The organism is Planctomycetota bacterium (assembly GCA_016207825.1).
Lineage (GTDB): Bacteria > Planctomycetota > MHYJ01 > JACQXL01 > JACQZI01 > JACQZI01.
In genome coordinates this window covers 182769-197168 of sequence record JACQZI010000023.1, presented here as the reverse complement: position 1 = coordinate 197168, position 14400 = coordinate 182769, and the positions used below count along the sequence as shown (strand labels likewise).

The window sequence follows — 14400 nt, the reverse complement described above, 5'->3', positions numbered from 1 at the left end:
TTTTCTGGCGCTGGATACTAACTCACCCTATATTCATAATGTGGGGAATGTGACAACGGTAACTCTTGCCTATAAGGCGCAATGGTTTGACCGCAGGAAACGGATGGGCCCGTTTGGCAATCCGGTTGTCGTGGCGGTAACCCCGTAGAAAAATAAGATTAATCATCCCATACCTTCGGTACGGGATTCCCCGTCTGCGTTCCGATTGTCATCGGGACAAGCATGCCCGTAGGAAGTGTCGGTTTTTTTGTGGTGGGAAAGGAAATAGCATGAAAAAGATAATACTGGCTTGTTTAGTTCTCTATGCGACGTTTATTCTGCATAATTCAATATCAGGCGATGCCGTGAAGGAAACCAATCAAAACGATAAAATCCAATCGCTTATCATTCAATTAGGCGATAATGATTGGGAAACACGCGAAGCGGCCCAGTTGGCTTTGTTGGACCATGCAGAAAACCTATTCCGGCAATATCGCGAACTTAAAAAAGCTCTCCGTATGGAAAAGAACGCCGCGACGGAGCAAAATCTGGCGTTATTAAAAGAAGAAATCCGAAAGTTCATTCGAATAATCCAAGATGAGCGTCGCAATAGCGACCCGGAAGTCGTTATGCGTGCGAAACTGATACTCCGTCGTCTTATTGCGCTTGCGCAACCCCAGCTTCTCTGCGTAGATATAAACAGCGGACCGCAAATATTTATTATGGATGCCGATGGCCAGAACCGCCGGAAAATTACCGAAGATGCATTGCCCAAAGAACATCCGGCCTGCAATTGGGACGGCAGCAAAATTGCTTTCAGCGGCGGACCGGAAGGAGACCGTGATATCTATGTAGCGGATTTTGCCTGGGAACCGGAAGGATGGGTGGTGAAAAACCAGGTAAAATTAACCTCTAAATCTCGTGATAATATTCATCCAACCTGGAGTCCAGATGGCCGTCGGATCGCCTTTGCTTCCAACCGGAATGGACGGTATGAAATTTACCTGATTGATGAAGATGGGCATAACCAGAAGCAATTGACGAATTCTTCAGGAGGTTATGATGATTTCCCGTCCTGGACTCCGGATGGCCAAAAGATTACATTTACTACCAGGCAAGCCGGTAGCCAAGTTTTAGAGATAGATACGATTGGCCTTGATGGCCGGAACCAAACCAGGTTGTTAGACGGACAGTGTTCGGACTGGGCTTCCGACGGAAACCGGTTAGCATTTATCTCATCGGGGAATATGGGGTATGATATTTTCGTAATGTCCGTTGCCGATAATAAAACTTATAAACAGCTGACTAATAATGCGATTGCGATGGGTACTCGGCTGTCCTGGAGCCCGGATAGCACGAATATTGCTTTTGCTACCCTTCGTAATAAACATTTCGCGATTGGCGTGGTTGATTCTTCCGGAAAAGAAATTGAGGTTATAACCTCTACCGATAATGCTAATTTTAACACCTCGCCGGCATGGAAACCGACCGGATTGGAAGAGTTTATTGTCTTACTTTCCGAAGCGCTGAAAAAGTAACTAAACCGCCTTTACCGCCGGTGTTTTCTTTAAAGTGAGGGTATAAGAGCGTATTTCATAACCTTCCGGCTTTGCCCTGTTCTGCTTACCGCCAAAGGCGAGGCCCGCTTCCTGGCGCTGGATACTAACTCACCCTATGTCCATAATGTGGGGAATGTGACGACAGTGACTCTTGCTTATAAGGCGCAGTGGTTTGACCGCAGGAAACGGATGGGCCCGTTTGGCAATCCGGTTGTCGTGGCGGTAACACCCTGAGCGTTCTCGAAGGATAACGCCCTGAAAGTCTCACCATGAATATGGCTATTACACCCGGTAGATAATCCTGCCATTAACCATGGTCAGGATGGCTTTCGGCGCGGTTTCTATCAGGTTCTGCTTGACCCTTTCCGGCGGGGTGATGTTGCGCCTTAAGGGGAAGACGGTCAGGTCTGCCAGGAAGCCCGGCTTTAATTCCCCCAGCTTCTTATCCGCGCCCAGGGTCTTTAAGCCGTTGGTTATCCCCATCCGGAATAATTGAGAGGTGTTCATGCCGGAATAATTATCCTGGATGTATTTCATTTCTTTCAGGATGCTTAAATCCGCATTGCTCCCCAGCCCGTCCGTCCCGAGCGCGATGGTTACCTTCTTTTTCAGGAGTTTCCTGAAGGGGTGGTTCCGGTGCCCGAAATAATTATGGCTGTTCGGGCAGAAAACGACATTGACGCCTGCCCGGGCAATGGAGTTGATATCGCGGTTGGAAAGATAATTGCAATGGACGAAAAACGCCGGGGCTTTCAGAATCCCCAGCTTTGCCATATACTGGACAGAAGTCGTTCCCGGATGGCGCCAGTAGTGGTTATCCCGGCCGATTCTTTTCAGGTACGCCCTGATTTTTCCCGTGCCTTTGGTCATGAGCTCGTTTTCGTCCTTAAGCTCGCTTAAATGGGTGGAAAACGGAAGCTTCTTTTTCCGGGCGAAATTGAAGAGCGATTTATATAACTCCGCCGATACGGAATACGGCGCGTGGGGCGCCACGCCGATCCGGATTAAACCGTTGGAGGGAGCCTTTTTTATGCGTTTTGCCAATCCGTTAAAGCTCTGTAAAGCAGTCAGGGGGTTAAGGTCCACGATTTCCTCAAATACGACCCGCCTGATTTTTGCCGCTTTATGGACGCTCCAGGTATGCGCGACGTGGGTATGGTCGCCGACCATGGTGGTCCCGTTTTGGATTAAAATATCGTAGCCGTCCAAAGTGGATTTTTTATAATCATCGGAATTCATGCGCAGGCGTATGCTGATGACCTTTTCCGCCCAGTCCGTGAATGATTGGGGCGGGACGAGGCGCTTTTCGCCCATCGGCGGGATGCCGCCGTAGGTTGCCGGGCCTTCCAGGTGGGTATGCGGATTCACCAGCCCCGGCATAATCATGGCGTCGCCCAGGTCGAGGACCCCGTTGCCGGATGGTTTGCTCGCGAGTGGAAACTTGCCGCTCTGGGTGATTTTAGCGCCTTCCACCCTTATCGCGCCGTTTTCGATAAGCGTTTCGGGGTCAACCATCAAAAACTTAGCTCGCAGAATCATATCGTTTATTTTTATCTCTCGATTATAAGATGTTTTTCAGCTCGCCGATATTATTGATTGTCATATCGGCTTCGAGCTTTTTATCCAGCCGGACCGATTTAAATTCACCCTGTAAGACCCGTATGGTAAATATCCCGGTTTCCCTGGCGCCGGCAAAATCATCATAAGGGTTATCGCCGACGTAAACGGTTTCCCTGGGTTTTAAGCCCAGCTTTTCCACGGCCAGTTGGTAAACAAATGGGTTGGGTTTCAAGTATGGCTTTTCGTAATCCGCCGTATAGACGATGACGTCGAACGGTTTTCCGGCCTTATCCCACCCCAATGTTTTCAACTTCAAACGTTGCATCTGCGGATGGCCATCGGTTAATAAGCCTATTTTATAATATTTTTTCAAATATGCAAGAAGTAACGGCACATTTTTATAGGGCTTGATTTTGGCATCGGTCGAATGGTAAATCCGTAAAACGTCGTCCAGTAATTTCGCGGAATAGACCCCGATGATTTCCAGGAAATCCTTGAACAGGAATTCATAGTGGCTGGTCTTGATTTTCCAGATGCGGTAAAGAAGCTCCAGGGTCAGCTTTTTATCCAGATACCTTTTTTTATGGAGATAGTTTGCGACGTTTTTAAAGGAGGCGTCCAGGTATTGCATCTTATCATAAAGCGTATTGCCCAGGTCAAAAAGGACGCCTTTGGTATCCGGAAGAGGTTTGCCTTTCATTTTAATCAGCCTGGTTTTATTCATTTGCTATAATCCTAATTCGGCGTTTATTGATTTCATCGCGTCCAGCGAGATATTTATGAATTTATCCAGCTCCATGCCAAGTTCGGAAGACGCCATGATGGCATTCCGGTTGGCGCCGGCCGCAAAGCGCTTCTCCTTCATCCGGTTCTTGGCGAAATCCGCGTCCACCGCGGAGAGTTTCTTTTCCGGCTTAATCAGCGCGCAGGCGACCAGGAACCCCGTTATCGGGTCGGCGCAATAGATGGCCTTTTCCATGGGCGTCTCGCGCGGCTTTTTCTCCGCATGCGCCTTGATGGCATTAATGATTGCATCGTTTATGCCCTTTCCGGTGAGCCATTCCGCAGTGACCAATCCGTGCCGTTCGGGAGAATTCTTGGTTTCCTCGTAATCGAGGTCGTGCAACAGGCCCGCCATTCCCCATTCTTCCTCATCGGCCTTTAGTTCCCGTGCCAGGAATTTCATGACTGCCTCGACCGCCAGGATATGCTTCCGGAGGTTGATATTGGTGATTTTTGATTCCATTAATTTACGCGCTTCGTCTCTCGTCATCTGCTTATTTCCCGTTCTCTTTTGGGATGGACAGGTTTCCGCCTTTGAGCTCTATTTTTCCCCAGGAGCCGTTGGACATCAGGCCGCTCGCTCCCGTGTGGATGACCGCCTCTACCCCGGTGATCAAGTTGTTTTTAGACCATATCTTGACTTCGTTTTTAGACTTGATGGTGATAAGTTGTTTTTCCGGCAGCCAGTCCAGGGTTTCACAACTCAAGACGGAATTTTCCTGGTTAGTAAGAATGATGTTTCCTTCGGCGCGGACCTTTGTAATTTCGTTATTCACCGGGTCGAGGAAAAGGGTCAGGAAATCCGTTGTCAATACCCCTTTGGAGACAGCCGTGGGCGTGAGCGTGTCTCCGGCAGGTTCTTCGGCCGGCGTATTATTGATATCCAGTTTCACGCTCGACTGGATTGCCCGGACTTTGTTCCTGAATTCGATCTTATGGAAATACGGATAGATGAAAGCATCTCCTTCGCAGGTAATCCAGACAGAGGATGTATTAACCACCTTTGTCTTTTCGCCTTCCTGCTGGATATTTTTATTTCCGGGGGCGCTGGCTGAATTTGAAAGCGGGGGCGAATCGTTCAAGAGAACGCTTTTTTTCCCTTTTAATGCGATGCTGCTTTCCTTTTTTTCCGGGTCGCACAGTTCCATGATATCCGCTTTTAATACGAGTGTTTTGTTGGTTCCTGTGGAAGCCTCGGCGGACGCCAGGCGGATGAGCAGTGCCTTGGTGAAGACCACTTTCCTGAATTCGGTCTTGCCCTTGCCGGGTGAGGCGGCCGTGTTAAAAGAGTTATCGATGATCGCGGCGTTAAAACTGTTTGCCGTCAGGGTGATTCCGCCGCTTTGGGTCAGCGTTATCGGTTTGGGGGAATAGACGAATATCTCTTTCGGGGCCTTGTCTTTGCCGCCCGTTAATTTTATCCCGATTTCGGCTGCCCGGATTTTCCAGACTTTATCCAGGTAGGAATGGGCGTGCTCAGGCATTTCCAGGCAGACGTTGTTTTTGAATACGGCGGTGTTATTATCTTGGGAAATGACCCCGTCATCTGCCGAGAGGACCAGATACCGGTCTGTCGGGGTGCTCACGCCTTCTTCCAGGCCCAGGTAATAAGTGACCACCAGTGTTTTTAACTGGTATTCGTTTTTGCTTATGAGGGCTTTTTCTCCTTTAGCCTGCCAGATGAGTGTTTCTTTTTCGTAATGTGAATAAGACCACCCCTCGATAACCTGCTGTTTTTCCACCGGGGCGCGTGAGTTGTCGTCTTCCTGCGCCTTAAGATAAACGGCGGGAATAATCCCGCAGGCAATGAAGAATAAACAGGCGATAAATTTTCCCATTAAACCAATCCTACATCCAATAAGTCCTGGACATCCAGCATTCCGACCGGATGTTTTTTATCGTCAACCACGGGCAGTTCGTCTATCTTCTTTTCTTTAAGGATGCGTAATGCCTCCACTGCCAGTGAGCTGGCGGTAGTTGTCAACGGGTTTGCCGTCATGATGGATTTTACGGGGTGTGTCAGTATATCAGGGCTTTTTTCTATATGGCGCCTCAGGTCGCCGTCCGTGAAAATGCCGGTGAGTTTGCCGGATTTATTTACGATATTCACCGCGCCGGCGCGTTTCTGGGTGATGATGACCAGCGCGTCTTTTACCGGGCGGTCTTCTTTGATGACCGGGTTGAATTTGCCGGAACGCATGACTTCCTTTACTTTGAGCAGCCTCCTGCCGAGCTCCCCGCCCGGATGGTATAAAGCGAATTGTTCCTTGGTGAATTTGCGGTGTTTAAAGACCGTCAAAGCCAGGGCGTCGCCTAAGGCGAGCATGGCAGTGGTCGATGCCGTCGGGACGATATCCCAGGGGCAGGCTTCCTTTATCTTGCCCGTTTCCAGGACGACGTCGCTCAATTTGCCGATGGTCGATTTAGCCGAGCCTGTCATGGCGATGACCACCGCGCCGATTTTCTTTACCGCGGGCAGCAATTTTACGACCTCTTCGGTCTCGCCGCTGTTGGATAATAAAAGGACGATATCGTTTTTGGCGAGCCTGCCCAGGTCGCCGTGGTATGCCTCAGCCGGATGGAGGAAGAGCGAAGGTGTGCCGGTGGAAGCGAGCGTCGCGGAAATCTTTTCCCCGATGATTCCGGTCTTGCCCATTCCGGTCACGACCACCCTGCCCTTGCAGGAAAGGAGCATCCCGATTGCCTTCTTGAAAGAGGCATTTATCCGCCCGGAAAGGGATTGGATTGCCTTTGTTTCAGACAACAAAATACTCCTGGCGTATTTAATATCCATATAACTTGAGCATTTTACCAGCAATAAGGCGGAAAAGCAAGTTAAATTATATTTGAAATGGGCAGGGAGTGTTTATATAATGAAATCTTTGTGTAGAGGATTGTTAAATGGATATAATCTGGCTGGTATTGTCGTTTACCATACTGGGCTTTTCAGCGATTATCCACGAATGTGCCCATGGATGGGTCGCTTATAAATTGGGGGATAATACGGCTTACTATCAAGGGCGTATAACACTTAACCCCCTAAAACACATTGATCCGTTTATGACTATCATATTGCCGGTGGTTCTGTTTTTTACCAGCGGGTTTGTTTTCGGGGGCGCGAAACCGGTGCCGATAAACCCGTATAATTTCCGTGATTCGGAAAAAGGCATGATGCTAAGCAGTTTAGCCGGCCCTTTTTCCAATTTGCTCCTGGCAATTATAGGATTTTGTTTCTTTTTAGGGTTTGCTTTTCTGGCAAACAGGACCACGTTTAACCATAGTTTGTTGGAATTCAATATAACGTTGTTTTATTTGTTTATATACATCAATATCCTTTTGGCTTTGTTTAACATTATTCCTATTCCTCCGCTGGATGGGTCGAGGATACTGCGTTATTTTCTTCCGTGGGATATGAAAGCATCATTGGATAGGATAGAACCGTTTGGCTTCATAATTATTATGGTTTTGGTTGTGACCGGCGGATTTTCTTTTCTGAATTTATTGATGGCAAAGCTGAATTATTTTTTAATAAGCTTTATTAGGTAGAAATTATGGAGAAACAACGAATACTTTCCGGAATGAGGCCGACAGGCAAACTCCACCTGGGACACCTGGTCGGCGCCCTGGAGAACTGGGTTAAACTGCAATCAGAATATGATTGCTTTTATATGGTGGCGGATTGGCACGCCCTGATGAGCGAATACGAGGATTCTTCGCACTTGGCGGAATATTCCATGGATAATGTGACGGATTGGATAGCCTGCGGAATCGACCCGGAGAAAAGCGTGATTTTCCGCCAGTCCGATATTCCCCAGCACGCGGAGCTGCAGTTGGTCTTTTCCTGCATCACGCCCTTGGGATGGCTCGAGCGATGCCCGACTTATAAAGAGCAGTTGACGGAAATCACCACACGCGACCTGACCACATACGCCTTTTTGGGCTATCCGGTTTTACAGGCGGCGGATATCCTGCTCTATAAAGGCAATGCCGTGCCGGTGGGCGAGGACCAGTTGCCGCACCTGGAACTGGCGCGGGAGATTGTCCGCCGTTTCCATCACTTGTTTAAATGCAACATATTCCCGGAGCCGAAAGCACTCTTGACCAAGACTCCGCGCCTTTTGGGATTAGATAAGCGCAAGATGAGCAAGAGCTACGGCAACGTGATAAACCTTTCCGACCCGGTTGACGGGATTGCCAAAAAGATACAGACGATGTTCACCGACCCCAAGCGCATTAAGCGCAACGACCCGGGCCATCCGGAAGAATGCAACCTTTTTGATTATTACAAGGTCTTTGCACCGGACCGCGCGGCTTTGCTTGCCCAGGAATGTAAGGACGCCAAACACGGCTGCACCGACTGTAAGAAAGAGCTTGCCAATATCGTGGTCGAAAGGCTAAAGCCGATTCAGGCAAAACGCAGCGAGATAGAAAAAGACAAGGATTACGTCAATAAAATCCTGAAACAGGGCGCCGAGAAGGCCGGCGCGATTGCCCTCCAGACGATGATTGAGGTGAAAAAGGCCGTTGCTTTGGTTTAGAACTCATATTAAAACGGGATTGCCGCGTCCCCCGATGGATATCGGAGGACTCGCAATGACTCGCTTTAGGCGCGGAAAATTGTCATTGCGACCCCGAAAGCATTCGGGGGAAGCAATCTTATTTCGTTATAGGTTTTAAATATGACAGACTATAAAGTCCAACTGGAAAACTTCTACGGGCCCTTTGACCTGTTGCTTTACCTGGTCAAGGAAGAAGAGCTTAATATCTACGATATTCCCATATCCCGCATCACCGACCAATATATGTCATATCTCGAAATGATAAAACACCTGGATATCAATATGGCGAGTGAATTCATGGTCGTGGCGGCAACCCTGATAGAAATGAAAGCCCGGTCTTTGATGCCGCGCGACGAGGAAGAGCCGGAAGAGGACGACCCGCGCTTTGAATTGGTCAGGAAGCTCATAGAATATAAGAAATACAAGGATCTTTCAAAGATTTTATCCGGGCTCGTCCAGAAGCAATTACAGCTTTATCCGCGCCCTTCTATTAAGGAAGAGGAAACGCCGGAAGAAAAACCCGAACCGGTGGTGGAAATTGAACTTTGGCCTTTGGTTAAGACCTTTAACCGCCTGACCAAAGAAACCGCACTGGAGACCTCGCTTTCGATTATTTACGAGGATGTTCCGCTGGAACGGTTTATGATTTCTATTCTTGAGCGCCTCAAAGACCAGGCAGAAATGACCTTTTCCGTGCTTACCGAGCATGGCAAGAACAAGATAATTACCCTTAAAAACTTCCTGGCGGCGCTGGAGCTTGCCAAAGAACAGAAGATCACCCTGAACCAGGAAAGCGATTTCGGGGAAATAACCATAAAGTTGGCGCCCCCGTCTGTGCCTGCGGTTGTCCCTGAAGCTAATCCAGTCATTACACCCCAGGCGGCGCAACCGCAAGAGCCTGATGCCGTTAAGCCGGCAGAAACCCCTGAGGCAGTTCCGGAAGGCGCGTCTCAACCGGTAAAAGAGGCGGAAAGCATTCCGGAAATTCCGGATAACCCCCAAATACAAACCGGGCAGCCAGAATAATATGATTTTTTCCTAAAGGGTAATTTTAAGAATACCGATGAAACAAGCCAAGAGAACCAATAGGGATATTAGTGTAATAATACCCGCTGCCGGCTTGGGCAAAAGGATGCAAGTCTCCGGATTTGCAAAGAGGCAGCCAAGGGCACGGAAGGAGTCTGTCCGTAAGCCCTTTATCATATTAAAAGGCAAGCCGCTCCTTATGCATATTATTAATAAGTTTGCCGCCATCCCGCGTTTAAGAGAGATAATTATTGCCATAAACCCGCAGGATATGGAAAAAGCCGGGAAACTCGTTAATATATATGTAAAGAAGAGCAAAGTTAAGCTGGTTAAAGGGGGTAAGGAACGCCGGGATTCGGTTGCCAGGGCATTAAAGGCGGTGGATGAGCGGAGTCAGGTCGTATTGGTTCATGATGTTGCCCGCCCCCTGGTTAATAAAGATGATATAGATACATTAATAAGGGCGGTTAGGAGATTCGGGGCGGCTATCCTGGCTGTTCCGGTTGTAGATACCATAAAACTGGTTAAAACGGGCGGGGTGATAGAAAAGACCCTGAAAAGGGCCGAACTTTGGGCGGCGCAGACTCCGCAGGGGTTTAAAAGGGGAATCCTCGAAAAGGCCTATAGTAAAATGGCATTCGTTGCCGATAAGCATATAATCACGGATGATGCCTCTTTAGCGGAAAACGCGGGCTATAAAGTGAGGATCGTCCCGGGAAGTTACGATAATATGAAGATTACCACCATCGGTGATTTGGAAATTATTAAAGAAAAATTATAATTTATTAAAGTTATTCGGTTTTGTTTACGATAATTAAATAATCGAGAAAAATAAAATTAACCAGAAAATAGTTGACTCAAGGCGAATAATGAGTATAATCGTCTAAATTAACTTGGAAACAAAATAACAGATAGAGTATTTAAAATATGAAAGGGGGTGAGACAGAATAATGAAAAAACTGACAATGTTGGTATTAGCACTGGCTCTCGTGAGCGGAATGGTTTTATCCGCTAAGGCCGAATCACTCGGTTTCGAATTGGGCACGATGTATTACAAGTGCAACGATAAGAACGCTGAAACAGGCGGCGGTAGCTTTTTAGCTATTGCTTTACCGGTTGATGCGAAAACCGATATCGGCTTCTACAAAGAGGGCTCAACTATTTCCTTAGAAGAAGATAAAAACGCGGGTGCTACTTCTACAGTTGTTGATGTTGATGTCAGCATCGAAGCCATGTTACTGGCTCGCAAGCTGACCGACAAATTCACAGCCGGGTTGCATATCGGTATGGCTGATTTACAGGCTTGGGATAATACCGCGGCCCTTATCAGAATGAACGATACAACTCCAATGGCTGATGTCTTTGTTACATGGGGCGTTGTTTCAGGTGGAGAAAAAATCATGACTAACCTGAACGTCACATTAGGATACAGAGTACTGACCACAGTATCTTTCGATCCTGATGGCGTCGCCACTGATTATGTTGACAATATCAATGACCTCGGCGGTATGTGGGTAGCCATTTCTTTAGGTATGAAGTTCTAACCCACAACGGTTAATCTAAAATAGCCTCCGGACGAAAGTTCGGGGGCTATTTTTTCGACTCTACGACTTTATTCCACGCCCGATTTAGGGCGGGGACTGTTAAGTCGCCCCCACCGGAGGTGGGGGTTATTCATTCTTGAGTATACCTAATATTATTCTAAAGCCTTACCCTCATATTTACCGATATTATCCTAATGGGCTAAAAGGGCCGGGGCTTGGGTTGTATCCTGTTAAGGAAAAAATTTTATCCAAAAAATGATTTTTCTCTTGACAAGAAGGGAATTTTGAGTATAATTGTCGGAATTTGCTTGGCCTCTTAGAAGCGGTATCTAAATGAGGCAGATTGGAAAATTTAGATAATGTTTCTAAAGGGTCTTGAGGGAAATGGTCCTGACATAAAAATAAGAAAGGAGGTGAGAAAGTATAAGAGATAAGATGGGAAATTATTAAGGTTTGCCGCTTCCTAAGAGTGACAGAATCTTATCTTGATAACTGGACCACCCTAGTAAGTTTGTTTTAAAAGGAGGAAATATGAAGAAACTCGGGTTAGTTGTTTTAAGCATAATGTTAGTCGGACTGGTGGCGGGCAGCTCTCTGGCAGATGTGCCGGCAAGCTTCAGCCTGTCAGGAGATGTTGAGCTTCCTACTGCTTATCGCAGCAAGGAAATCAATACCTTCCACAACGGGGCACTTTCACACAGCGACACGATTTTGACACCTCTCATTACGATTAATACGAAATGGGAATTGGCAGAGAAAGTGACCGCGATTGTTCAGTTCGAAAACCGCCGCGTGAGCGCTCTTAATGACGCCGGCGCAGCGGCAACAGGCACCGCTTCCAACGTGGATTTAGGCGGAGCCGATAACATTTCTCCTGCCATTGAACAGGCTTACATCAGGGTAGGTGAATTTTTCAGCCCTAAACTAACAATGAGCTATGGAATCCAGGACCTTAAATTTACCCTCAGGGAAGGCGAAGGCGCCTTCTTTATGGATGTTTCCGAAGCGCAGACCTACAGCGTTTGGCTGCCTATGGATAGCCAGATTGCTGCCAACGCAGCAACCGCTCGTGGAGTTTCTGAATTCAGCGGGTTCCTGTTTAATTACGGCTCGCTGAAGGACGATAACTATCAGGTCGACTTCATGTATGGGGTGACCAGGCAGACAGGAGCCGCCCGCGCCAATGATAATTTGGTCGGGGTGAATGTCGCCTACAAACTACCCGGTGAAAAGAACGTTCTTAAGGTATTAATTGCCCAGATGAATAACCCGGATACCAACGGTGGGGCAGCTTTAAATACCGGATTGAACGCCATGACCATCGGGTTTGGAGTGGATTATTTCGGTGCAGTGCCTAATCTGGAACTCTATTTTGAGTATTACAACCAGACCGGCACTCTTAGCAATATTGGTGTCAACGCTGCCGGACAGGTAGCGGATGTCGACCAAGTTGCTTCGGCTTATCGTCTCGGCGGAAGATATGATTTCGTCGATGTTTCGGTAAAGCCCTACGTGGATCTTTCCATGTGGAACGTAAGCGGCGGTGATGATTCGAATGCCTATAAATCAGCCTCCGTAAAATATACCGAAAATAATCACTTTATCTCCTACGAGAACTCACAATCAACCATGATCTTAGAGGATTCTCTCTACGGTCTGGATCTTGATAGCAATTATAACGCTATTAAGATAGAGGCGGGGATTAAAACCTCACTCAAATTAGGCGGGAACTCGATGCCCCTTAACCTGAAGATGCTCATCGGCCAGTTTACGCTTGACACTCCGCCGTTCACTAATACTGCCGGTCCGGATGGCTTGCTGTTAACTGGTGATGATGTGGCGAAAGCCGCAGACGATGCGCTCGGAATGGAAGTCGATATTAAGGCTACTTTAAAGTATTCTGATAATGTCGATTTCGTTCTCGGTTTGGGAATGTTATCCGGTGGCGATTTCTTCGATTCAATCGCCTTTACAAACCCGACACCGACGAATGCAGGCGCTTATGAAACCTTTGACTCGATGACCCTGCTTATGTTTGGGGCCAATGTAAAATTCTAACCCTGTATGTAAGTGCTTAATTGCACAGATAAAAGCCCCTCGGATATTAAAAATCCGGGGGGTTTTTTATTGGTTACAAGTGACAATGAACAATTAGCAATTAACAATTAAGGATGAAATTCCTTGCTCATTGATACTTGTTCATTGTAACTTATTAGTTGTATGAAACGGCTTCATAGATTCTACATAGATACGCCCGTTACCGGCGCGGAAGCGGAGGTCTCCCTTGACGAAGAACAGTCCCTGCATCTTAGCCGGGTTCTCCGCCTGAAAATCGGCGATAAGGTGGAACTCTTCGATAAATCCGGCAATATTCATCATGCGCAAATAAGTGTGCTTGGCAAGAATACACAGCTAAAAATTATTCCGCAAGAGCCAACAACTAACAACCAACAACCAACAACTAATATCTCTCTTGCTGTCGCTATTCCCAAAGGCAACCGGATGGACTGGCTGGTGGAAAAGTGCGCTGAACTAGGGCTTAATAAGCTTATCCCCATGGAAACCAGGCGCAGTGTCGTCAGGGACGTCGGCGAAAACAAGGTTAAGCGTTGGAAAAAGATAGCCGTGGAGGCCGCCAGGCAATCATCCCAATCCACCGTTATGGAAATCGCGGAAATATTGCCATTTGCGAAATTACTTGGTACAATAAACGACTACAATATAAAACTCTTAGCTTATCCCGAAGGAGATGATTTGATAACATATTCCCCTCTAATAAGCGTAGCGGCAGCGGAGTCCCGACCTAATCGGGGAGGGGGTAGGGGGTGTGTAAAGATACTATACCTCATCGGGCCGGAAGGCGATTTCTCGCCTGATGAAGTGGAAAAGGCCAAGGCCGCCGGGTTTAAGGCGGTCCAGATGCCGGTGGGCGGAATATTGAGGGTGGAAACCGCCGCCGTGGCGATGCTGGCGATGCTTAAATATCAATTAGCAATTAGCAATGAACAATGAGCAGTATTGAAAACGACCTTTCGGATAGAACTTATAAGTTTGCTTTGAGTGTAATTGAATTGGTCAGAAAGCTCCCGCGTGAGATGGCGGCGCAGGAAATTGGCCGCCAATTATTGCGCTCGGCAACTTCTATCGCGGCGAATTATGAGGAAGCCACTGTTGCGTTCAGTAAAGAGGATTTTACCTATAAATTAAGTATTTCTTTTAAGGAAGCAAAAGAAACTAATCTTTGGTTAAGATTATTAAAGGATTCTGAATTAAACAAATCGGAGGATATTGATAAGTTAATACAGGAATCCTTGGAAATTAAGAAAATATTCGGGAAAAGTGTTAAGACTTCTAAGCAGAACCTGAAAAAGAACGCCAAATAATTTATTT

14 protein-coding genes are annotated in these 14400 nt (G+C 47.3%); 9 read left to right on the top strand and 5 right to left on the bottom strand.

Annotation, left to right across the window (positions count from 1 at the left end; translation table 11 throughout):
* Positions 1 to 269: 269 nt before the first annotated feature.
* Entirely contained in the window at positions 270 to 1517 is a 1248-nt protein-coding gene (locus HY811_09140; GenBank protein ID MBI4834965.1) for a PD40 domain-containing protein, read from the top strand.
* Positions 1518 to 1820: 303 nt separating this feature from the next.
* Here the strand turns inward: HY811_09140 and HY811_09135 are convergent, their stop codons facing one another.
* The 5 genes from HY811_09135 to HY811_09115 are packed head-to-tail and all read right to left on the bottom strand — an operon-like array spanning position 1821 to position 6675.
* Positions 1821 to 3077, bottom strand: a complete 1257-nt coding sequence (locus HY811_09135; protein MBI4834964.1) for an amidohydrolase family protein — start codon at positions 3075 to 3077, stop codon at positions 1821 to 1823.
* A 22-nt stretch (positions 3078 to 3099) separates the two neighbouring features.
* Positions 3100 to 3822, bottom strand: a complete 723-nt coding sequence (locus tag HY811_09130; protein ID MBI4834963.1) for an HAD-IA family hydrolase — start codon at positions 3820 to 3822, stop codon at positions 3100 to 3102.
* 3 nt (positions 3823 to 3825) lie between these two features.
* Positions 3826 to 4371, bottom strand: coding sequence for an HDIG domain-containing protein (locus HY811_09125; GenBank protein MBI4834962.1), 546 nt, complete (start codon positions 4369 to 4371; stop codon positions 3826 to 3828).
* A gap of 4 nt (positions 4372 to 4375) precedes the next feature.
* Positions 4376 to 5719, bottom strand: a complete 1344-nt coding sequence (locus HY811_09120; GenBank protein ID MBI4834961.1) for a hypothetical protein — start codon at positions 5717 to 5719, stop codon at positions 4376 to 4378.
* A complete protein-coding gene (locus HY811_09115; GenBank protein MBI4834960.1) occupies positions 5719 to 6675 on the bottom strand; it encodes a KpsF/GutQ family sugar-phosphate isomerase in 957 nt (318 codons plus the stop codon). The genes HY811_09120 and HY811_09115 overlap by 1 nt, the downstream gene beginning before the upstream one ends.
* Positions 6676 to 6782: 107 nt before the next feature.
* On the opposite strand from HY811_09115, the gene HY811_09110 reads away from it, so the two are divergent.
* From HY811_09110 to HY811_09075, 8 genes are all read left to right on the top strand, one after another.
* Positions 6783 to 7427, top strand: a complete 645-nt coding sequence (locus HY811_09110; GenBank protein ID MBI4834959.1) for a site-2 protease family protein — start codon at positions 6783 to 6785, stop codon at positions 7425 to 7427.
* A 5-nt stretch (positions 7428 to 7432) separates the two neighbouring features.
* A complete protein-coding gene (trpS, locus tag HY811_09105) occupies positions 7433 to 8419 on the top strand; it encodes a tryptophan--tRNA ligase (GenBank protein MBI4834958.1) in 987 nt (328 codons plus the stop codon).
* Positions 8420 to 8560: 141 nt separating this feature from the next.
* Complete coding sequence (locus HY811_09100; protein ID MBI4834957.1) at positions 8561 to 9466, top strand: segregation/condensation protein A; 906 nt, start codon at positions 8561 to 8563, stop codon at positions 9464 to 9466.
* Between the two features lie 37 nt (positions 9467 to 9503).
* Positions 9504 to 10247, top strand: a complete 744-nt coding sequence (ispD, locus tag HY811_09095; GenBank protein MBI4834956.1) for a 2-C-methyl-D-erythritol 4-phosphate cytidylyltransferase — start codon at positions 9504 to 9506, stop codon at positions 10245 to 10247.
* A 169-nt stretch (positions 10248 to 10416) separates the two neighbouring features.
* Complete coding sequence (locus tag HY811_09090) at positions 10417 to 11010, top strand: hypothetical protein (GenBank protein ID MBI4834955.1); 594 nt, start codon at positions 10417 to 10419, stop codon at positions 11008 to 11010.
* Positions 11011 to 11541: 531 nt separating this feature from the next.
* Positions 11542 to 13068 (top strand): hypothetical protein, encoded by a 1527-nt coding sequence (locus tag HY811_09085; protein MBI4834954.1) that lies wholly within the window; start codon positions 11542 to 11544, stop codon positions 13066 to 13068.
* A 162-nt stretch (positions 13069 to 13230) separates the two neighbouring features.
* Positions 13231 to 14022, top strand: coding sequence for a 16S rRNA (uracil(1498)-N(3))-methyltransferase (locus tag HY811_09080; protein MBI4834953.1), 792 nt, complete (start codon positions 13231 to 13233; stop codon positions 14020 to 14022).
* On the top strand, positions 14019 to 14393 hold the full coding sequence (locus HY811_09075) for a four helix bundle protein (GenBank protein ID MBI4834952.1): 375 nt from the start codon (positions 14019 to 14021) through the stop codon (positions 14391 to 14393). Before HY811_09080 ends, HY811_09075 begins: the two co-directional genes overlap by 4 nt.
* Positions 14394 to 14400: the final 7 nt, after the last annotated feature.